Annotated in this window: 18 protein-coding genes and 1 tRNA gene; 4 read left to right on the top strand and 15 right to left on the bottom strand. The window is 68.2% G+C overall.

Annotated features, from left to right (window positions below; all coding sequences use genetic code 11):
* Window positions 1-227 precede the first annotated feature (227 nt).
* From EDC22_RS10265 to EDC22_RS10240, 6 genes are all read right to left on the bottom strand, one after another.
* Entirely contained in the window at window positions 228-755 is a 528-nt protein-coding gene (locus tag EDC22_RS10265) for a CAP domain-containing protein (RefSeq protein WP_132806544.1), read from the bottom strand.
* A complete protein-coding gene (locus EDC22_RS10260; RefSeq protein WP_165926863.1) occupies window positions 752-3,382 on the bottom strand; it encodes a DUF3772 domain-containing protein in 2,631 nt (876 codons plus the stop codon). Before EDC22_RS10260 ends, EDC22_RS10265 begins: the two co-directional genes overlap by 4 nt.
* A gap of 71 nt (window positions 3,383-3,453) precedes the next feature.
* Window positions 3,454-4,662: a CaiB/BaiF CoA transferase family protein gene (locus EDC22_RS10255; protein ID WP_132806542.1), complete on the bottom strand. Its 1,209-nt coding sequence runs from the start codon at window positions 4,660-4,662 to the stop codon at window positions 3,454-3,456.
* Between the two features lies 1 nt (window position 4,663).
* On the bottom strand, window positions 4,664-5,449 hold the full coding sequence (locus EDC22_RS10250; RefSeq protein ID WP_132806541.1) for an enoyl-CoA hydratase: 786 nt from the start codon (window positions 5,447-5,449) through the stop codon (window positions 4,664-4,666).
* A complete protein-coding gene (locus EDC22_RS10245; protein ID WP_132806540.1) occupies window positions 5,446-6,399 on the bottom strand; it encodes a dihydrodipicolinate synthase family protein in 954 nt (317 codons plus the stop codon). The genes EDC22_RS10250 and EDC22_RS10245 overlap by 4 nt, the downstream gene beginning before the upstream one ends.
* Before the next feature lie 276 nt (window positions 6,400-6,675).
* On the bottom strand, window positions 6,676-8,742 hold the full coding sequence (locus tag EDC22_RS10240) for a putative bifunctional diguanylate cyclase/phosphodiesterase (protein ID WP_132806539.1): 2,067 nt from the start codon (window positions 8,740-8,742) through the stop codon (window positions 6,676-6,678).
* 329 nt (window positions 8,743-9,071) lie between these two features.
* Here EDC22_RS10240 and EDC22_RS10235 point away from each other — a divergent pair, with 329 nt between their 5' ends.
* Window positions 9,072-9,503, top strand: a complete 432-nt coding sequence (locus EDC22_RS10235) for an Hsp20 family protein (protein ID WP_132806538.1) — start codon at window positions 9,072-9,074, stop codon at window positions 9,501-9,503.
* A 44-nt stretch (window positions 9,504-9,547) separates the two neighbouring features.
* Window positions 9,548-9,820, top strand: a complete 273-nt coding sequence (locus tag EDC22_RS10230) for a BQ00720 family protein (RefSeq protein ID WP_132806537.1) — start codon at window positions 9,548-9,550, stop codon at window positions 9,818-9,820.
* 81 nt (window positions 9,821-9,901) lie between these two features.
* On the opposite strand, the gene ptsN is transcribed toward EDC22_RS10230, so the two are convergent.
* From ptsN to EDC22_RS10185, 9 genes are all read right to left on the bottom strand, one after another.
* A complete protein-coding gene (gene ptsN / locus EDC22_RS10225) occupies window positions 9,902-10,366 on the bottom strand; it encodes a PTS IIA-like nitrogen regulatory protein PtsN (protein WP_132806536.1) in 465 nt (154 codons plus the stop codon).
* A gap of 60 nt (window positions 10,367-10,426) precedes the next feature.
* The gene (gene hpf / locus EDC22_RS10220; RefSeq protein WP_425385527.1) at window positions 10,427-11,053 is read right to left on the bottom strand and encodes a ribosome hibernation-promoting factor, HPF/YfiA family; all 627 of its coding nucleotides are present in this window, start codon (window positions 11,051-11,053) and stop codon (window positions 10,427-10,429) included.
* Window positions 11,054-11,204: 151 nt separating this feature from the next.
* Window positions 11,205-12,746 carry an RNA polymerase factor sigma-54 gene (gene rpoN / locus EDC22_RS10215; RefSeq protein WP_132806535.1) on the bottom strand — a complete coding sequence of 514 codons (1,542 nt, stop codon included), beginning with the start codon at window positions 12,744-12,746 and terminating at the stop codon, window positions 11,205-11,207.
* A gap of 13 nt (window positions 12,747-12,759) precedes the next feature.
* Window positions 12,760-13,509, bottom strand: coding sequence for an LPS export ABC transporter ATP-binding protein (gene lptB / locus EDC22_RS10210; protein ID WP_245499722.1), 750 nt, complete (start codon window positions 13,507-13,509; stop codon window positions 12,760-12,762).
* Window positions 13,510-13,729: 220 nt separating this feature from the next.
* Window positions 13,730-14,353 carry an LptA/OstA family protein gene (locus EDC22_RS10205; RefSeq protein WP_207903751.1) on the bottom strand — a complete coding sequence of 208 codons (624 nt, stop codon included), beginning with the start codon at window positions 14,351-14,353 and terminating at the stop codon, window positions 13,730-13,732.
* Window positions 14,343-15,065 carry an LPS export ABC transporter periplasmic protein LptC gene (gene lptC, locus EDC22_RS10200; protein ID WP_132806534.1) on the bottom strand — a complete coding sequence of 241 codons (723 nt, stop codon included), beginning with the start codon at window positions 15,063-15,065 and terminating at the stop codon, window positions 14,343-14,345. Before lptC ends, EDC22_RS10205 begins: the two co-directional genes overlap by 11 nt.
* A 67-nt stretch (window positions 15,066-15,132) precedes the next feature.
* The gene (locus EDC22_RS10195; protein WP_132806533.1) at window positions 15,133-15,747 is read right to left on the bottom strand and encodes a ribonuclease D; all 615 of its coding nucleotides are present in this window, start codon (window positions 15,745-15,747) and stop codon (window positions 15,133-15,135) included.
* Between the two features lie 223 nt (window positions 15,748-15,970).
* Window positions 15,971-16,057, bottom strand: a tRNA-Leu gene (locus EDC22_RS10190).
* Between the two features lie 83 nt (window positions 16,058-16,140).
* The gene (locus EDC22_RS10185) at window positions 16,141-16,548 is read right to left on the bottom strand and encodes a TIGR02300 family protein (RefSeq protein WP_132806532.1); all 408 of its coding nucleotides are present in this window, start codon (window positions 16,546-16,548) and stop codon (window positions 16,141-16,143) included.
* A 218-nt stretch (window positions 16,549-16,766) separates the two neighbouring features.
* On the opposite strand from EDC22_RS10185, the gene aroA reads away from it, so the two are divergent.
* Window positions 16,767-18,167: a 3-phosphoshikimate 1-carboxyvinyltransferase gene (gene aroA / locus EDC22_RS10180; RefSeq protein WP_132806531.1), complete on the top strand. Its 1,401-nt coding sequence runs from the start codon at window positions 16,767-16,769 to the stop codon at window positions 18,165-18,167.
* Window positions 18,164-18,796: a (d)CMP kinase gene (cmk, locus tag EDC22_RS10175; protein ID WP_132806530.1), complete on the top strand. Its 633-nt coding sequence runs from the start codon at window positions 18,164-18,166 to the stop codon at window positions 18,794-18,796. Before aroA ends, cmk begins: the two co-directional genes overlap by 4 nt.
* The last annotated feature ends 188 nt before the right edge of the window (window positions 18,797-18,984 follow it).

The following is an 18,984-nucleotide window of genomic DNA, read 5'->3' as shown; positions in this document are numbered from 1 at the left end:
GTGTCCCGGGGAATGTGTCCGAGGGCTGGCGTCGATCCCGCCGATGGCATTCCGCCGATGTCGATCGGAACGTTCGGCGCGCCCCATGGCCGGTCCGGCCGATGCGCATCCCGTGCTCGTCGGGTGTCGAGACAGCACCCATGCCGGGCGGGATGTCGACCGCGACCGTGTCATGCGCGCAAGATGATCCCGCCCATCGGCGAGCGGCTGGGATGGAAGGCCGGGGTTCAGCCCTCGCGGGCCATCACCAGCACCCAGTAGACCTTGTACTTGGTGCCCGGCACGTAGACGGCGGCAATTCCCATGTCGTCGGCGTCCGGCATCAGCATGGTCTCGCGGTGGGGCGGGCTGTCGCGCCAGCCGGAGAAGGCCTCGGCCAGCGTGTAGTAGCCGGCGCTGACACTCTCCTTGGCCGCGGCCTTGGCATAGCCGGCCGCGGCGAGACGGGAATCGAGCCGGCCATCGGGGCGGATCGCCGTGCCGCGGTCGGCGGCGGCCGCGAGCTCGCGGGCATAGCCGAGCGCCAGGCCGGTGAGCCGCGGATCGATGCGGACCGGCTTGACGCCGTTGTTGGCCCGGTAGGCGTTGACCATCGACAGCGCTGCCGCCTCGTCGAGCTGACCGGCCGACTCTGCGAGGTTCCGGTAGATCGGCGGACGGACGCCGGTCGGCTGTTCCGAACACCCCGACACGATGACGAGGAGGGCGAGCGCGGCGCGGGTCGCGCCGGACCGCAGGACAAGGAGGAGGCTCATTGATTGCGGGGTCTGCTGCTGGTTGCGCTGGAGCGGTAATGTTCGGGAATGTCCGAGCGGTCGGGCCGGCCCGTTGAAGACCCTGAGTCCTGATTCATATCGGGCTCCGGTTCGGCCGCGCCTGCAACCGCCATCAGCCGCTCGATCCCCTTGATGTGGAGGTCGCGCTGCGGGAAGGGAATTTCGATGTCGGCTTCGCGCAGGCGCTTCAGGATGGCGAAGCGGATGTCACTGCGCACCGACAACGAGACGTTGACGTCACCGACGAAGGCGAACAGCCGGAACAAAAGCGCACTTTCGCCGAAATCCACGAAGAACACGCGGGGTTCGGGATAGGCCAGAACGTTAGGATGGCTGCGGGCGATGTCGAGCAGGATGTCCCGCACCTGCTCAGCGTCGGAGTCATAGCCGACGCCGATGTCCACGTCGATGCGGCCCATCAGGCTCGAATGCATCCAGTTCTTCACGGTGCTCGTGATCAGTTCCGAATTGGGCACGATGACCGTGGCGCGGTCGAAGGTCTCGATCTCCGTCGCACGGATCGAGATCTTGCGGACATTGCCCTGTTCCGAGCCGACGACGATCCAGTCGCCTTCCTTGATCGGGCGCTCGGCGAGCAGGATCAGTCCGGAAACGAAGTTGTTGACGATCGACTGCAACCCGAAGCCGATTCCGACCGACAGGGCGCCGGCCAGCAGCGCCACGTTCTCGAGGTTCAACCCCATGTAGGAGGCGGCGAACAGCGCAGCGACAATAATGCCGGCATAGCCCACGACCGTGCTGATCGAATTGCGCAGACCGCGGTCGAGGCGGGTGTTGGGCAGGAAGCGGTTGCTCAGCCAGCCCTGCACGGCACGGGTGGCGGCGATCCCGATCAGGAACAGCACCACCGCCATCAGCAGCGTCGACAGCGAGATCGTCACATCGCCGATCGTGAAACCGAAGAAGGCGCTGCGCAGCCAGCTCGACCATTGTCCGGTGTCGAAGCCCCACGGCAGCAGCACCATCATCGCGCCGAGCAGGATGATGCCGATGCGGGCCAGCCCGTTGACGACGAGACCGAGCTGTATGAGCGCCTGTTCGGAGATGCCGAAGGCGGCGCACAGCGCCTTGCCGATCCGGTGTTCGGCAACGAACATCGTCGCGACGATCTCGTCGGTGAGACCGATCAGCAGCCACATCAGCGCGATGATGACGACGATGAAGACGAGCTGGATCGCCAGGAAGTGGGCGAGCGCGATGTAGCCGAACAGCAGCGAGACGAAGATCGCGACGACGATCAGCCAGACGAGACCACGGGTCCAAGGCCACACCAGTCTGCCGTGCCCGGCGCTGGTTTCGGCGTCGGCCGGCACCTCCTGCTGCCACCCGGCCGTCAGACGCCACAGCGCGCTTGCGACGAGGATGGCGATCAGCAGCGAGGTCAATGCTCGCCGGGCGACCTCGAGCGGCAGCGGCGCGACGGTGACCTGGTGGATCGTGTCGAGGAAGGCGGAGATGCCCACGACGACGCCGATCATCGCGACCGAGGCGCCCACCTGGGCCGCGGTCGCATCGGGTACGGGGATCGGCCGCCAGCCCGGCCGCAGCGGCGCAAGCAACGCGCGCGCCAGCCCGAACAGGAAGGCGGCGAGCGCCGCGCCGACGATCGCGCCGCGGAACAGTTCGGCAAGCCGCGGGGTCAGCAGCAGGTTGGCGCTGAGCGCCATGTAGAGCACGACGAGCGCGACGGTCGGCGCCAGCACGTCGCTGAATACCACGAAGGCGACCCTGGCGAGCTTGTTGAGGCGCGGGACGTCGCGGGCATCGCCGATCGGCGGTGCCAGGCGTCGCAGCCAGCGCCGCAGCACGATGCCGAGCAGCGCCGCGACGATCACGGCGAGGGCCACCGAGAGCGCGGAGAGGGTGTCGATGCGGGTCGTGGCGACCGACCAGGAGTCGACGATAAGCAGCCGCAGCGACCGCAGCACCCGCGGCGAGGCGGCCACCGCGTCGTACCAGAGCTGCGGATTGAGAACGCTCTGGCTGCGGGTGGTCAGCGCGGTGGCGAAGCGGTCGCGGCGGATCGAGGCGACGTCGCGGATTACCTGCTCGGCCTGGACGATATTGAGCCGGGCCTGCTTGAGGATCGCGTCAATGTCGGCGACGGTGCGGGTCTGGGCGGCGCGCACGGCGGCGATCTGCTCGGATTCCGGCGGATCGCCCTCGCCGGGCGCTGGACCGAGCTGGTCGAGCCTTGCCCGGCTCGCGGCCAGCATCGGCTGCAGTCGCATGACCATGCCGTTGGCCAGTCCGATGATCTCCTCGGCACGACTGCGCAATGCGGTGAGCTGGTCGTCGCGCAGGCCTGGCCGCTGCACGGCCAGGATCATGCTGTCGAGTTCGACGGTCCAGCCGTCGACCTCCTCGCGCAGCGGCTGCAGTTCGGGGCTCAGACCCGCATCGGGCGGCGGCGGGCCCGGCGTGGCCGCCTCGACCGGCGCAGCGTCGGGCGCCGGCGTCGCTGATCCTGCGGCCTCCGGAGCCGGCACCGTCTCCTGGGCGAAGGCGGAATGCCACGACGCCGCGCCGATCAGCGTCAACGCGAGCATTCCAGCCATTCCACGGCGCGCAAGGGTGTGGATCATCCGGAACCTCCCCGAGCGAATCTCGCGACAGGATAGTCGGGACGAACCGATGACACGAGGGTCGGGCACCGTCATGGCTCGATCGCGGCGCCTGAGCGGATCATCTCCTCGATCTCGTCGCTGCAAAGTCCGGCGTCGGCGAGGATCTCGCGCGTGTGTTCGCCCAGCAGTGGCGCCGGCCGCCGGATGCCGCCGGGCGTTGCAGAGAGCTTTACCGGCAGTCCGATCGCAAAGGTGCGACCGGCCCTGGGATGCTCGAGCGCAACCACCATGTCGCGGGCCTGCACCTGGGGATCCTGGTGCATCTCGCCGACCGTGAGCACCGGCCCGGCCGGCAGGCCCGCCTGCTCGAAGATCTCGAGCCATCGCGCGGTGCTGTGCGCCTCGAAATACGGGGTCAGCACCTGCTCCAGCTCGGCGAGGTGCGCCATGCGGTCGGCATTGGTGGCAAAGCGCGGGTCCTCGGCAAGCGCCGGCGCGTCCAGCGCCTTCAGCAGGCGCAGCCAGTTCGCCTGGTTGGCTGCACCGACATTGATCCAGCCGTCGGCGGTGCGGAAGGCCTGATACGGCGCGTTGAGCGGATGCGCCGAGCCCATCGGACCGGGGCTGATGCCGGTAGCGAAGGCGATGGCCGACTGCCAGTAGGTGTGAATGATCCCGGCCTCGAGCAGCGAGGTATCGACCACCTGTCCCTCGCCAGTCTTCAGGCGGTGGACATAGGCGGCCAGGCAGCCCATGGCGGCGACGACTCCCGCCGTGATGTCGGTCAGCGGTGCTCCGACCTTGACCGGCGGTCTGCCCGGCCCCTCGCCGGTGATCGACATCAGCCCCGACATGCCCTGCGCGATCAGGTCGAAGCCGCCGCGCGTGGCGTAGGGGCCGGTGCGGCCGAAGCCCGACAGGCCGCAATAGATCAGGCCGGGATTGTCGGCCTTCAGCGTCTCGTAGCCGAGCCCGAGCTTCTGCATCGTATCGTGCCGGAAATTCTCGACCAGGATGTCGGCGCCGGCGATCAGGCGGCGGAGCGCGGCAACCGCTTCGGGCTGCTTGAGGTTCAGACAGATGCCCCGCTTGTTGCGGTTCATCATCATGAAGGCCGCGCTCTCGCCATTGACGTCGGGCGGCAGCGAGCGGCGGGTGTCGTCTCCCTGCGGCTTCTCGACCTTGATCACGTCGGCCCCGAGATCGGCCAGCATCATGCCGCAGGTCGGCCCGGCCATGATATGCGAAAGCTCGATGACGCGGACGCCCGCGAGCGGGCCGACGGCAGACGGTGCCATCTCAGCGCCCCGTCCAGTTCGGCTTGCGCTTGGCAAGGAAGGCCTCGATGCCCTCCTTGAAGTCGGCGCTCATGTAGGCCTCGACGATGAGGTCGCGATCGTCGGCGCCGGCACCCTCGGTGCGCAGCCGCCGCAGCGCCTCCTTGGTGACCCGCAGCGTGATCGGCGCATGGCTCGCCAGGAGCTCGGCGAGTTCGCCGGCCCGTGCGATCAGGGCGGCATGGTCCGGCAGGATCTCGCTGACCAGCCCGGCGGCGAGCGCATCGTCGGCGCCTATCAGCCTGGCGGTGAAAATCAGTTCCTTCACCCGTCCCGCTCCGCACAGGGCGGCGAGGCGCGCGAGGTTGGAAATCGACAACGCATTGCCGAGGGTGCGGGCGATCGGAAAGCCGAACCGGAGGTCGGCGGTGGCGAGCCTGAGGTCGCAGGCAGCCGCGATGCCGGCACCGCCGCCGGTGCAGGCGCCCGACAGGGCGGCAATTGTCGGCACGCGGCAGGTCTCGATGGCGCGCAGCACCCGGTCGATGTGCGCCTCGTAGTCGAGCGCGTCCTGCGGTATCGAGAAGGCCCGGAACTGGCGCATGTCGGTTCCGGCGGCGAAGGCCTTGCCGCCGGCGCCGGTGAGCACCAGCACCCGCACCGGACCGTCGTCGGGCACCTCCGCGCAAATCTCGGCGATGCGGTCGTACATCGCGAAGGTCAGCGCATTGCGCGCCTCGGGGCGATTCAGCGTCACCCATCCGGTGGTGCCGCGGATGTCGTACAGGATCTCGTTGGTGATGGTCATGAGGTCGAGCGGCGGTTGATCTGGTGGCGGGCGTCGATACCGGGCATGGCGAAGCCCTGGTCGGCGAGAATGGCGGCCAGTTCGGCGCGCTGGCCGGCATCGAGGGCGACAAGCGGCGGGCGCACCGCAAGCCAGGCCTCGTCCCCGAGGCAGTGCGCGATCGTAGCCTTCAGCGCCGGGATCATCGGCAGCTTCGCCACCGCCTTGCGGAACGCGGTGCATTCGGCCTGCAGCCGGTCGGCATCCGGTCCCTGCCAGCCGTCGAAGAGCCGCACGATGGCAGGACCGTTGATGTTGGCCGTCGCACTGATGCAACCGGCACCGCCGCCGCGCAGCGTCGCCAGCAGGAATTCCTCGCTGCCGGCGAAGATCCCGAAGCCGGGGAAGCGATCGAGCATCGCCTGCGTGTTCGACCAGTCACCGGAGGAATCCTTGATCCCCGCCACGGTGTTGGGATAGGCCGTCAGCAGCCGCTCGATCAGCGCAATCGGGATCGGCACCTGGGCCACTGGCGGGATGTGGTAGAGATAGATCCTGAGCCGGTCGTCGCCGACCCGCTCGATCACCTCGGCAAAGTACCGGAACAGCCCCTCCTGGCTGACCCCCTTGTAGTAGAAGGGCGGCAGCATCAGCACGCCTGCGACCCCGGCGGTCACTGCGTGTGCGGTCAGTTCGACCGTTTCGGGAATGGAGCAGCAGCCGGTTCCCGGCATCATCCGCAGCGGGTCAATGCCGTTGTCGAGGAGATGCTCCAGCAACGCCTTGCGCTCGGCGACCGACAGCGAGTTCGCCTCGGAATTGGTGCCGAACACCGCAAGGCCGACGCCGGTGCCGACGAGCCAGCGGCAATGGGCGAGAAAGCGATCCGGATCGGGCGACAGGTCCGCCTTGAACGGGGTGACCACCGGCGAGAAGACGCCGGAGGCGGCATGTCGGGCTTCTTCAGGCATCAATCTGCTTTCGATCGGTTCATCCTGAGGGTCTCGTCTACCGCACTCCGGCTGGAATTGGGATTCCCCGGCCGGCGAAACTGTTTCCGCCGGCGCCGCGATCGAGGCAGCGAATCGCGATCGGGATGTGCTTGCGGCCGTTCCTGCCGCAACCCGAGGAGGCCGGTCGGGCGCGGGAGGCTGTCGGTCCCCGACGGCGAGCTGGTCTGCGGGCCTCCGGCCGACGCGCGGTCCTGATCGCCCGGGCGGGCGCCGCGGCGCTGTTCCGAGACCGGTTCAGGCGACCCGGGTGCCCCGCAGCTCCGGCGCGGCGCGCGGCCCGTTGGACCGTACGACATCGGCGAAGGCTTCGATCGGCGCGGGCCGGCCGAGCAGGTAGCCCTGCGCCTCGCCGCAGCCTTCCCGACGCAGGAAATCCAACTGCGCCATGGTCTCGACGCCTTCGGCCAGCACCGGGATGCCGAGACTGCGGCCGAGGCCGATCACCGCCCGGATGATGGCCGCGGCCTGCGGCACGCGATCGGCCTCCGCCATCAGCGAGCGATCCATCTTGATCTTGTCGAACGGGAAGGCGCGCAGCACCGACAGCGACGAATAGCCCGCCCCGAAATCGTCCATGGCGATGCGAACGCCGGTTGCCTTGAGTTGGCGCAGCACATGCAGCGTGTGATTGAGATCGCTGATGACGGCCGACTCGGTGATCTCGAGCTCGAGGCGGGAAGCCGGCAGACCGGTCTCGAACAGCACCTCGCGAACCAGTCCGACCACGTCCGACAGGGCGATCTGCCGGGCCGACACGTTGACGGCGACAAAGAGCGGCCGCGTCCACGATGCCGCCTCCCGGCACGCCTCGCGCAGCACCCAGGCACCGATCTCGACGATCTGCCCGGTCTCCTCGGCGATCGGCACGAAATCCGCCGGCGAGACCCTGTGGTCGTCACCGCGGTTCCAGCGCAGCAGCGCCTCGAAGCCGATCATCTCGATCGTGGCCACCGAATGCTGCGGCTGGAACTGCAGCCTGAGTTCGTTGTTCCGCAGCGCCGACTTCAGTGCCAACGCGAACTCGCTGCGGCGGCGCGCGGACTCGTCCATCGACGGTTCGTAGAAGCACACCAGCCCGGAGCCGTTCCGCTTGGCCCGGACCAGCGCCAGATCGGCGCGGATTATCAGATCGTCGGCCGCCGTTCCGTCCGACGGGCAAAGCGCTGCCCCGGCGCTGGCCGACAGGGTGATCAGCCGGCCGTCGGCGGCGACCGGCTGGGCGATTCGCGCCAGCAGCCTTGTCGAGAAGGCGGTAGCGGTGGCGCGATCGGGACAGTCGGGCTTGACCGCGATGAAGTCGTCGCTGCCCACGCGCGCGAGGAATTCGTCAGGCCCGAGGCTGAGACGCAGGCGTTCGGCGACCGCCGCCAGCACTTTGTCGCCGGCGCTGTGGCCGTAGACGTCGTTGATCTCCTTGAACCGGTCGATATCGATCGCCACCACCGCCAGGTCGCCGCCGTCGAGGATGCGCCGGTCGAGGAGCCTGCTCAGATGCTCGCTCAGATGGGCCCTGTTCGGCAGATTGGTGAGCGGATCGTGCCGGGCGAGATAGTGGTAGCGTTCCTGCGCCTCGCCCTGCATCGAGGCGCCAATGGCGTGCGTCGCGAAGGCCGACCCGATGATCAGCGACATCCCCGCGACGATCAACAGCGCCAGCAGGCCGTTCGACATGCCGAGCCGCGGCAGGAAGATCGCCGGATCGTGATGGATGGTCATCGCCGCCATCCCGATGAAATGCAGGGCGCAGATGGCAAGCACCAGCGCGAGCGCCGCGCCGTAGCGGCACCAGCGCGTGACCGGCCGCGATGCCCGACTGACCGCCAGTGCCGTGAAGCTCATCGACAATACGATCGAGGCGACGACCAGGCGGGGCTCCCAGACGACGATGCCGGGGACCCGGTAACCGGCCATTCCGAGGTAGTGCATTGCCGCGATCGCGACGCCGGCAATGGCACCACCCAACTCGATGTGCAGCCCCCGGCCCGGCTGCGCCGCCAGCCAGAAGCCGAGACCGAAGCCCGCGATGATGGCGAACAGCGATAGGACGGTCAGTCCGACGTCGAACGCGCTGGGCAGATCCGGCCTGTAGCCGAGCATCGCCAGGAAATGGGTCGTCCACACCGTCGAGCCGCCGGCGACGGCGGCAAGCAGCAACCAGCTGCGCTGCCTCGCTCCGCCGGTCTCGCGGACGCGCTGATAGAGGCGCATCGTGATCCACGATCCGAACGTGCAGGTCAGCGCCGCCAGTGCCACGAGCCACAGGTCGTGATGGCGGAGGAGGGATTCGGTCAGCGATAGCATGTTGGCGGCGATGTCGGTTCCGGATCCTGTCTAACGCTGGTCGGCTTAATTTTTCCTCACAACATGCATCAATTTCGCTGCCCTGTTCGGTGCATCGCCGAGATCGCCGAGATGGATGGCGCGGCGCTGCAGTTCGCCAGCTCCCGGCTGGACCGGCCGCGGGCGGACCTGGTGGTGCCGGAGGCTGGGACGTCGGCGCGGGCGTGCGACGCTTGAACGCGACCGTCGCTCCCACCATATTTCCGACATCGGGCGGGCCGCTGGTCGCCCGATGTCGGAGGCGGGTGCTACGGGCCCGCGAACAAGGTCGCTTCGGAAGGACTTTGCCGGTGACGCGCGTTTCCTCTCTCAACAGCCCCTACCTTCTCGGATTCGACGGTATCGAGCGCCTGCTGGAGCGGGTCTCGCGCAGCGCCGGCGACGGCTATCCGCCCTACAACATCGAGCGTGTCAGGCCGGCGGACGACGGTCCCGCGCTGCTGCGCATCACGCTGGCAGTGGCCGGATTCACCCGCGATCAGCTCGAGGTCACGCTCGAGGAGAATCAGCTTTCGATCCGTGGCCGGCAGGGCGAGGAGGAAGGCGGACGCGAGTTCCTTCACCGCGGCATCGCTGCACGCCAGTTCCAGCGGACCTTCGTGCTGGCGGAAGGCATGGAAGTGACCGGGGCGAAGCTGGAGAACGGCCTGCTTATCGTCGACCTGGCACGACCCGAGCCGCAGCGCGTCGTGCGTACCATCGAGATCCGCGAGAACCGCTGAACGATCAGGGATCGCAGATCATCGCTCGCAAGAGGATAGATACCATGGAACGGACCAAGAACGACCATGCCCGCGCCCATCCGGTCATCTCGCCGGAGATGCTGGCCCGCCTCGGCGGCGGTCAGATCGCCTATGTCAGGCCGATCATGTCGGAGGTCCTGAAGGACCTGTTCCCAAACGCCCCCGCGATGGCGCCGGGCATACGCCTGTTCGCGCTGCACGCGGCGGACGGCACGCCGATCATGCTGACCGACAGCAAGGACGCGGCGATTGCCGGCGCCCATCAGCACGAACTCGTCACGGTCAGCGTGCACTGATCGACGATGGCGACGCCGGCCCGATTCAGGCGGGCCGGCGGCCCTCACGAGTTGTCGTTCCGTTCGGACCGATCTGGCCGATCAAGCAGCGTTGGGTTCGGCGGCGCGACTGAGCACCGCGTAGATGGCGGCCGCGTCGCGCGAGGCCCTGAGCTTCTGCGCCATGCCCGGCTCGCGCATCAGCCGGGCGATCCGCGCCAGCGCCTTGAGATGATCGGCGCCGGCACTCTCCGGCGCCAGCAGCAGGAACACCAGATCGACCGGCTCGTCGTCGATCGCGTCGAAATCGATCGGCTTGTCGAGACGGGCGAACATGCCGAACAGGCTGCCAATCTTGCCGATCTTGGCGTGCGGGATGGCGACGCCCTGGCCGATACCCGTCGAACCCAGGCGTTCGCGCTGCAACAGATGATCGAAGATGTCGCGCGCCGGCAGGTTGAGCAGCGCACCGGCCCGCTCGGCCAGCTCCTGGATCACCTGCTTCTTCGAACTCGCCTTGAGCGAGGGAACGATCGCGTCCTGGCGGATGAGATCGCTGAGGTCCATGTCCCACCGTCACGCCGACCCCGGTCGCCGAAAGGCGTCGGGGCGGAAGCGTGCCTCTGTTCAGCCGGCGTCAGCCGGGTCGATCCAACCGACGTTACCATCGGTCCGACGATAGACGACGTTCAACCGGCCATTGGCCATGTTGCGGAAAACGACCACCGGGGCCTCGGACAGATCCAGAGCCATGACGGCCATGCCAACCGTCATCCGACGCACCTTGGTCTCGGTCTCGGCAACGACGACGGGATTGTCGTCGCCGATTTCCTCTTCCTCCTCGCTCCCTTCCTCGGTCGCCGCGATCACATAACTCATCGCCGCAACCGGCCGTTCCTCGGCTGCCTGCTCGTGGTGATTCTTCAGCCTGCGCTTGTAGCGCCGCAGGCGCTTCTCGATGCGTTCGGCAGCGTTGTCGAAGCTCACATAGGCGTCGTTGGCGATGGCGTGGCTCTGCAGGTCAATGCCGGAATCCAGATGCAGGCGGCATTCGGTCCGGAAGCCGATTCCCTCGCGCTCGATGGTTACCTGGCCCGACCAGCCGCCGTCGAAATACTTCCCGAGCGCCGAGGCAAGGCGATCGCCCACCTGCTGCCTGAGAGTGTCGCCGATATCGATGTTCCTGCCGGTGATTCTGAGCTGCATGATGCCGTCGATGTTGGGGTGCGTGCCGATCGTGCTGTTGTCGACCAACAATTCAACCCGCTGGCGGGCCCGGAATGCCGGGCTGGCTCCACGGGACGTGAGTTGCCGCTCCGCGAAACTGGCAGGCGGACCGGTCGCGGCGGTCGGACCCTACGGATGCGCCCTCGTCAAGTCAATCGGCATGCGACCTCGAGCGGCTTCACAACCGCACGCGCTTGGCCCGGCGGCGCTCCACCGATGATGGAATCCTGAGACTTTCCCTATATTTGGCGACCGTCCGGCGGGCAATATCCACACCTTCCTCGCGCAGCAGCTTCACGATCGTGTCGTCGGAGAGAACATTGTCCGGCGATTCCTGGTCGATGAGGTCCTTGATGCGGTGACGGACGGCCTCCGCCGAGTGGGCCTCGCCGCCTTCGGTCGCCGCGATCGCGTTTGTGAAGAAGTACTTGAATTCGAAGATCCCGCGCGGCGTCGACAGGTACTTGTTGGCGGTGACGCGGCTCACCGTCGATTCGTGCATCTGGATGGCGTCGGCGACCGTGCGCAGGTTGAGCGGTCGCAGGAAGCGGACGCCCTCGGCAAGGAAGGCATCCTGCTGCCGGACAATCTCGGTGGCCACCTTGAGGATCGTCCTGGCCCGCTGATCGAGGCTGCGCACCAGCCAGTTGGCCTGCTGCAGGCATTCCGACAGATAGGTGCGCTCACCGTCGGTGCGGGCTGCGCGTGAGACGGTCGCATAGTAGGACTGATCAATCAGCACCTTCGGCAGAAGGTCGCTGTTGACCTCGACGTGCCAGCCGCCGTCGGAGCGCGGTCGCACGAAGACGTCCGGCACCACGGGCTGGACCGGTTCGGCGGCGAACCGCCAGCCGGGCCTGGGATCGAGGCGCCGCAGCTCGGCGATCATGTCGAGCAGATCCTCTTCGTCGACTCCGCACAACCGGCGCAGCTGCACGAGCTCGCGGCGGGCGACGAGCTCGAGATTGGCCACCAGCATCTGCATGGCCGGATCAAAGCGGTCACGCTCGCGCAGCTGGATGGCGAGACATTCGGCCAGATTGCGCGCGCAGACACCGCTGGGATCGAAGCCCTGGACCACGCTCAGCACCTGCTCCACCTCGGCGATGTCGACGCCGAGCCGTGCCGCGACCGCGTCGAGCGGTTCGGTGAGATAGCCCGCCTCGTCGACGAGGTCGATCAGGCAGCGGCCGATCATCCTGCCGACCGGGTCGAGTCGCGCCATGCCGAGCTGCGCGAGGAGGTGGTCGTGCAGTCCGATCTCGCCGGAGATGGCGGTCTCCAGGAAATCGCCCTCGCCGTCGCCGCTGCGGCGGTCGCCGCGCACGCCGGCCCATCCGCTGTCCGCTGCCGGTTCGGCAGCGACGGGCCCAGCCGGCACCGAAACCGGCTCGCTGTCGAAGACATTGCCGAAGTCCGCGTCGAGGGACTCGGAGATCGCTTCCGCGTCACCACGGCCGGCGGCCTCGACCAGATCGACCGGTCCGGCGTCGGCGGACGGTCCGTCGTCACCGTCCGTCTCGGCGATGATGCCGGCGTCGGCCGCATCGCCGTGACTGTCGTCGGCCCGTTCGAGCAGCGGGTTGCGCTCCAGTTCGGCCTCGACATAGGCGGCGACGTCCATGCTGGAGAGCTGCAGCAGCTTGATGGCCTGCATCAGCTGCGGTGTCATCACCAGCGACTGGGTCTGCCGCAGATCCAGTTTCGGTGAAAGCGCCATGTCTTCGCAGCCCCTAGAGCCGGAACTCGTCGCCCAGGTAGTAGCGGCGCACGTCGACGTTGGCGACGACCTCCTCGGGCGAACCCTGCATCAGCACCTGCCCGTCATGGATGATGTAGGCGCGATCGATCAGGCTGAGGGTCTCGCGGACGTTGTGGTCGGTGATGAGCACGCCGATGCCACGCGCGGAGAGATGGCGCACCAGGGCGCGGATGTCGCCGACCGCGATGGGGTCGATGCCGGCGAAGGGTTCGTCGAGCAGCATGAAGGCCGGCCGCGAGGCAAGCGCGCGGGCAATCTCGACGCGCCGGCGCTCGCCGCCCGACAGCGCGATCGCCGGGGAGTGGCGCAGCCGGGTGATGTGGAATTCCTCGAGGAGCGACTCCAGCTCGGCGGCACGGCGGCGCCGGTCCGGCTCGGCAATCTCCAGCACCGCGCGGATGTTCTGCTCGACCGTCAGACCCCGGAAGATCGACGGCTCCTGCGGCAAGTAACCGATACCGAGACGGGCTCGCCGGTACATCGGCAGCAGGGTTATGTCGTTGCCGTCGAAGGTGATCTGGCCGGCGTCGGCGGTGATCAGGCCGGTGATCATGTAGAAGACGGTGGTCTTGCCGGCACCGTTGGGACCAAGCAGCCCGACCACCTCGCCGCGGCGCACCGCCAGGCTGACGCCCTTGACCACCGGCCGCTTCTTGAACGATTTCCGCACGCTGTGGACCTCGAGCCAACCATCGCCGTGGTCCGGTTCCTCGATCGGCATCAGCCCGCCCTCGACCCGAGGCTCCATGTCGTGCTCGAAGGCGTCCCAGTCGAAGTCGTCGAGCGGTCCGGCCTCGCCGTGCGGAACGGTCCGGCGCTCACCACTGGCGCGTGCGCGGCGCAGCAATGTCAGGAGGCGACCCAAGACCCGTTCAGCTCCAGCGGTTCATCCAGCCCGCGACCGGCGAGGCCGGCGGCGAGCTCGGATCTCCCGGGGGGCGTCAGTTGGTAGTGCCGCCAGCGTTGTCATCGCCCTGGCGTCGTTCTTGCTTCTGCCCCATCGAGCCGGGAATTAAAAGCCCCTGGACACGTCCGCCGCCCGTGCCTTCGGGCTTGGCCGAGACCAGCCGCGACTGCCCGGTCTCCAGGTTCACGACGAGCTCGGTGCCGCGCAGCACGTTCTTGCCCTGCGACAGCACGACGTTGCCGCCCAGCGTCACCAGCTGGGTGTCCATCTCGAACACCGCCCAGTCGCCGGTCGCCGTCTGCCCCTTGGCGTTGATCAGCACCTTGCCGGTCGCCTCGAGCCGCGAGACGCGCTGTCCGGACGAGGCGCCCTCGCTCACCAGCCCATCCCCCGAGTAGAAGACCTTCAGCTGCGCCGTCCGCATGCTGGTGTCGCCCTGCCTGACGACGACGTTGCCGGAGAAAACGGCCGTCTTGTCGGCGTCGAACACTTCGAGCTGGTCGGCCTCGATGCGGACCGGCGTGTCGGAGTCGACGGCCAGGCCGGAGAAGGCGTCGCTGACCTGGGCGTGCGCCTCCGGCATGGCGAACGACACCGCAAGCACGGCCGCCGCGAGGCGGGCGAAGCGCAGGCGCGGCCGGGGCGTATCACTCGACATCGGCGGGATTCTCCTGGGGCTTGCGGGCCGTGCGGTCGTCCAGACTGCCACCGTCGAGCCGCAGCTCGACGACCACCTTGCCCTTGAACAGCATGTGGGCACCGCGTTCGGCGATATCCATCGTGTCGGCGCGGATGCGGCCGCCCGGCGTCTCCGCCCGGATCGGCTCCGTCGACACGATGGAGCCGGCCTTCATGTCGACGTCGGCGGATCTCAGGAAGGCACGGCTGCCATCGTCGGCGCGCACAACAATGTCGTTGGACAGCTTCAGGGTCTGCTCCTCGCTGTCGTAGACACCGTCCGCGGCAGTGACACGGACCTTGGTTCCGTCCGGCTTGGTCATCGTGCCGTCGATGAGCTGAAGCGTCACGATCCGGGGATTGGTCACATCCTGTAGCGCGCGCGCGGCCGTCACCTCGTAGGAGGTGCCGTTCTCGTTGTAGCCGGAAAGGGCAGGGTTCTCCATGGTCAGCGTTGTACCGTCGAGCCCCACCTCGCCGAGATCGACGTTGCCGATGGTGGGCGGAAAGGCGCGCGCCGAAACAATCAGCCAGGCGACCGTCAGCAGCGCCAGCGCCGGCAAGCCGATCCGCAGGACGCGCACGGCCCGGCTGTGGCGACGGGCATCGTGCCAGCTGCGCGGCTGGCGACGCGGCTGCTGCCACGCCGGCACCGCCTTCAGGCCGTCGAATGCTCCCGTGTCGACATGCATCTGCGCAGCGTTCCGATCCTGACACGCCTCCTGCTACCGGATTGCGGTGAAACGGCGGCGGCCGCGTTCAACTGTGCGCGAAGACATCTTCCTCTGCCCAGCCGGCGATGTCGAGCAGCGCCCGCGTCGGCAGGAACCGGAAGCAGGCATCGGCCAGATGCGTGCGCCCGTCGCGGGCCAGAAGGGCGTCGAAGTGCCGCTTGAGCTCGTGCAGGTAGAGGACATCGGCGGCAGCATACTGGAGCTGTGCATCCGTCAGGGTCGCCGCGCCCCAGTCGGACGTCTGTTGCTGCTTGGAAATGTCGATGCCGAGCATTTCCCGCACGAGATCCTTCAGGCCGTGCCGGTCGGTGTAGGTCCGCGTCAGTCGCGAGGCGATCTTGGTGCAGTAGACGGGCTCGGTCATGATGCCGAGATGGCGGGCGAGCATCGCAATGTCGAAGCGCGCGAAATGGAAGATCTTGGTGACGGCCGGGTCCGACAGCAGGCGCTTCAGATTGGGCGCCTCGTAGCTGCGCCGGTCGAGCTGGACGAGATGGGCATCGCCGTCTCCGGCCGACAGCTGCACGAGACAGAGTCGGTCGCGCACCAGGTTGAGGCCCAGCGTCTCGGTATCGACGGCCACGAGCGGGCCGAGGTCGATGTCGTCCGGCAGGTCGCCCGCATGCAGCGTGATCGTCATCGGCCGGTTCTCCTGATTCGTCGGGTTGCCGGGCCGCCGCGCGCGTGCGCCGTCCGGCCATGGCCCTGCCCGATGCGTTGAACAATCGCGCAAGACTGTTAGCAACCTATTGAACGGCTTGGCAATGCACCGCGGCATCGGCAGGGCGCGCAGGCGGCCGACGCACACGCCGGCAGCAGAGGGGCAGCGATCGATCGGAGGGAGGTTCGACCGGAAAGGCCGATGGTGCCCAGGAGAAGACTCGAACTTCCACGCCCTTTCGGGCACTAGCACCTGAAGCTAGCGCGTCTACCAATTCCGCCACCTGGGCAGGTGGGTTGCGAACAGTTATTGGCGGGCCGCCGCGTTGTCAATCGGCTGGTTGTCACTCGGCTGGCCGGGTCGTTTCCGCAATCAGGTTTCCTCGTCGCCCTCGATGTCGCCCTCGATGAGAACGGAGACGTCGTCGCCCTCGTCCTCGTCATCGGGCAGGAATTCGTCGTCGGCGTCGTCCCCGATATCCTCGTCCTCGAGGTCCGGGATCTCGTCGTCGTCGATCTCCGGATCAGCGCGGCCGGTATCCTCCTCCTCGGCATCGGCGTCCTCGAGGGCGACGAGCGCCTCGTCCTGCTCCTCCTCGTCGAGGTCCTCGGCATCCTCGGCGGCGGGCTTGGCGGTGGCGGGCTTCGTGCGCGCCGCGATCACCGCAACGTCATAGATCGTGCCGCATTTCGGGCAGACGATCGGATCCTTCATGAGATCGTAGAAGCGGGTGCCACAGGCGCCGCAAATGCGTTTGGTGCCGAGCTCGGGTTTGGCCATCGCGCTAGAAACCCCGTCCTGGAGGCCGCAAGCGATATCAGCGGCGGCCTGGCGACTGTCCGGAAATCGGCGCCTCCCATAGACGGAAAGCCGGAACCCTGTCAAAGGCTAATCCGAGCCGGCGGGATGACGGCCGCCGGCCGCTGTGGTAGGAGCGCCGGCGGCGCGGTTCCGGCCGACCGGTGCCGCATTGCGCAAGCCCGAGAGACGGCACGACCATGACGGCACCAGCGACCGATCGCAACACACCGCTCGCGGCTCGCGCGGGCGCGCCCCTGCGCGGGCGCGCCGACATTCCAGGCGACAAGTCGATCTCCCACCGGGCATTGCTGTTTGGCGCACTGGCCACCGGCCGGACGCGGATCCGTGGCCTGCTGGAGGGACACGACGTGCTGGCCACCGCCGCGGCGGCGCGTGCCTTCGGGGCGGCGGTCGAGCGGGCGGCAGACGGCAGCTGGTGCGTAGACGGCGTCGGCGTCGGTGCGCTGCTGGAGCCTGCCGCGCCGCTCGATTTCGGCAATTCCGGCACCGGCGCCCGGCTGGTCATGGGCCTCGTCGGCGGCCACGGCATCACCGCCCGGTTCGATGGCGACGCCTCGCTGCGCAAGCGGCCGATGGGGCGCGTCCTGTCGCCGCTCGAATCGATGGGGGCACGCGTCGTCGCCTGCGCCGAGGGTGGCCGGCTGCCGCTGACATTGCAGGGAACGCAGGATCCGCTGCCGATCAGCTACCGGCTGCCCGTCGCTTCGGCGCAGGTGAAGTCGGCCGTGCTGCTGTGCGGCCTCAACTCGCCGGGCACGACCACCGTCATCGAGCCGGAGCCGACACGCGATCACACCGAACGCATGCTGGCGCATTTCGGGGCATCGCTCGCGATCTCGACCGATTCTGACGGCGCCCGCCGCATCGCGCTTGCCGGGCGGCCGCAGCTCAGGGCCCGCGATGTGGTGGTGCCGGCCGATCCCTCCTCGGCCGCCTTTCCGATCGTCGCGGCGCTGATCGTGCCCGGTTCCGCGGTCACGATCCCCGGGGTGATGGTCAATCCCTCGCGCGCCGGGATGATCGCCACCCTCGTCGAGATGGGCGCCAGGATCACGCTGTCCGACCGGCGCGAGGACGGCGGCGAGCCGGTCGCCGACATCCTGGTCGAGGCCGGGCCGCTGAACGGCATCGAGGTGCCCGCGGCGCGGGCGCCCTCGATGATCGACGAGTATCCGGCGCTGGCAGTGGCGGCCGCCTTCGCGCACGGTACCACGGTGATGCGCGGTCTGTCGGAGCTCAAGGTGAAGGAATCCGATCGTCTCGCCGCTGTGGCGGCCGGTCTGGCGGCGAACGGGGTCGAGGTGCGTGTCGAGGGCGACGATCTGATCGTCGAGGGTCGCGGCGGACGGACAGGCGGGGTGCCCGGCGGCGGTTGCGTCGCGACCCATCTCGATCATCGGATCGCCATGGCGTTCCTGGTGATGGGGCTCGGCACCGAGCGGCCCGTCATCGTGGACGATTCCTCGATGATCGCTACCAGCTTCCCGGACTTCGTTGCGCTGATGACGCGGCTCGGCGCGGATATCTCCCCTGTCGCTGCGGCGGAGGCGGCCGCCGCGGCGGGTACTGCGCGATGATCATCGCCATCGACGGACCCGCAGCGTCGGGCAAGGGCACCATCGCCCGCAAGCTTGCTGCGCATTACGGGCTGAGACATCTCGACACCGGCATGCTCTACCGTGCCGTGGCGGCGCGGCTGATTGCCGCCGGGGCGAGCCTGGACGATCCGGCGGCACGGCTTGAGGCCGCCCGCGGCCTTGCGATGGAGAACCTGGCCGACGAGGCGCAGCTGCGCGGGCCCGGCATGGGTGAAGCCGCCTCGATCGTCGCTGCCGATCCGGCAGTGCGCGCTGCCATGCTCGACTTCCAGCGCAACTTCGCCAGGACCCCGCCGGGGGCCGTGCTCGACGGCCGCGACATCGCCACGGTGGTCTGTCCTGACGCCGATGCCAAGCTCTTCGTGACCGCTGCCGCCGAGACCCGCGCCCGCCGCCGCTTCAAGGAGATCATCGCCGCCGGCGGTGATGTCAGCTACGAGCAGGTCCTGGCCGACATTCGCCGCCGCGACGCGCGCGATACGGCGCGGGCGGTCGCGCCGTTGCGGAAAGCCGACGACGCGCACTTGCTCGATACCACCGACTTGGATATAGAAGCCGCGTTCCGGGCGGCTGTGGACCTGATCGGCGGCTCGACGGCGGCGAAGTGAGGGTGCGCGGGTCACGCGCGCCCATTAGCGTGTTTCCGGGGTGACGGTGATCAGCCGGCATGCCGGACGCAGGTCCGCCCGCATCCCCCGGTAACGAGGTTCATCGCCGACTTCAAGGGTCCTCGGGCGCGTCGATAGCGCGTCGGCAGGTCCAGACAGTCCAAGACGAGGTGGTTCCGGACGATCCG

Origin of the sequence: Tepidamorphus gemmatus (genome assembly GCF_004346195.1) — a bacterium.
Taxonomy (GTDB): Bacteria; Pseudomonadota; Alphaproteobacteria; order Rhizobiales; family Tepidamorphaceae; genus Tepidamorphus; species Tepidamorphus gemmatus.
This window is presented reverse-complemented; position numbering and strand designations above follow the sequence as displayed.

Excerpts from the sequence above, each read along its gene's own strand:
- EDC22_RS10265 (WP_132806544.1), bottom strand. The coding sequence starts at position 755 with ATGAGCCTCCTCCTTGTCCTGCGGTCCGGCGCGACCCGCGCCGCGCTC.
- EDC22_RS10260 (WP_165926863.1), bottom strand. The coding sequence starts at position 3,382 with ATGATCCACACCCTTGCGCGCCGTGGAATGGCTGGAATGCTCGCGTTG.
- EDC22_RS10255 (WP_132806542.1), bottom strand. The coding sequence starts at position 4,662 with ATGGCACCGTCTGCCGTCGGCCCGCTCGCGGGCGTCCGCGTCATCGAG.
- EDC22_RS10250 (WP_132806541.1), bottom strand. The coding sequence starts at position 5,449 with ATGACCATCACCAACGAGATCCTGTACGACATCCGCGGCACCACCGGA.
- EDC22_RS10245 (WP_132806540.1), bottom strand. The coding sequence starts at position 6,399 with ATGCCTGAAGAAGCCCGACATGCCGCCTCCGGCGTCTTCTCGCCGGTG.
- EDC22_RS10240 (WP_132806539.1), bottom strand. The coding sequence starts at position 8,742 with ATGCTATCGCTGACCGAATCCCTCCTCCGCCATCACGACCTGTGGCTC.
- EDC22_RS10230 (WP_132806537.1), top strand. The coding sequence starts at position 9,548 with ATGGAACGGACCAAGAACGACCATGCCCGCGCCCATCCGGTCATCTCG.
- ptsN (WP_132806536.1), bottom strand. The coding sequence starts at position 10,366 with ATGGACCTCAGCGATCTCATCCGCCAGGACGCGATCGTTCCCTCGCTC.
- rpoN (WP_132806535.1), bottom strand. The coding sequence starts at position 12,746 with ATGGCGCTTTCACCGAAACTGGATCTGCGGCAGACCCAGTCGCTGGTG.
- lptB (WP_245499722.1), bottom strand. The coding sequence starts at position 13,509 with ATGCCGATCGAGGAACCGGACCACGGCGATGGTTGGCTCGAGGTCCAC.
- EDC22_RS10205 (WP_207903751.1), bottom strand. The coding sequence starts at position 14,353 with ATGTCGAGTGATACGCCCCGGCCGCGCCTGCGCTTCGCCCGCCTCGCG.
- lptC (WP_132806534.1), bottom strand. The coding sequence starts at position 15,065 with ATGCATGTCGACACGGGAGCATTCGACGGCCTGAAGGCGGTGCCGGCG.
- EDC22_RS10195 (WP_132806533.1), bottom strand. The coding sequence starts at position 15,747 with ATGACGATCACGCTGCATGCGGGCGACCTGCCGGACGACATCGACCTC.
- EDC22_RS10185 (WP_132806532.1), bottom strand. The coding sequence starts at position 16,548 with ATGGCCAAACCCGAGCTCGGCACCAAACGCATTTGCGGCGCCTGTGGC.
- aroA (WP_132806531.1), top strand. The coding sequence starts at position 16,767 with ATGACGGCACCAGCGACCGATCGCAACACACCGCTCGCGGCTCGCGCG.
- cmk (WP_132806530.1), top strand. The coding sequence starts at position 18,164 with ATGATCATCGCCATCGACGGACCCGCAGCGTCGGGCAAGGGCACCATC.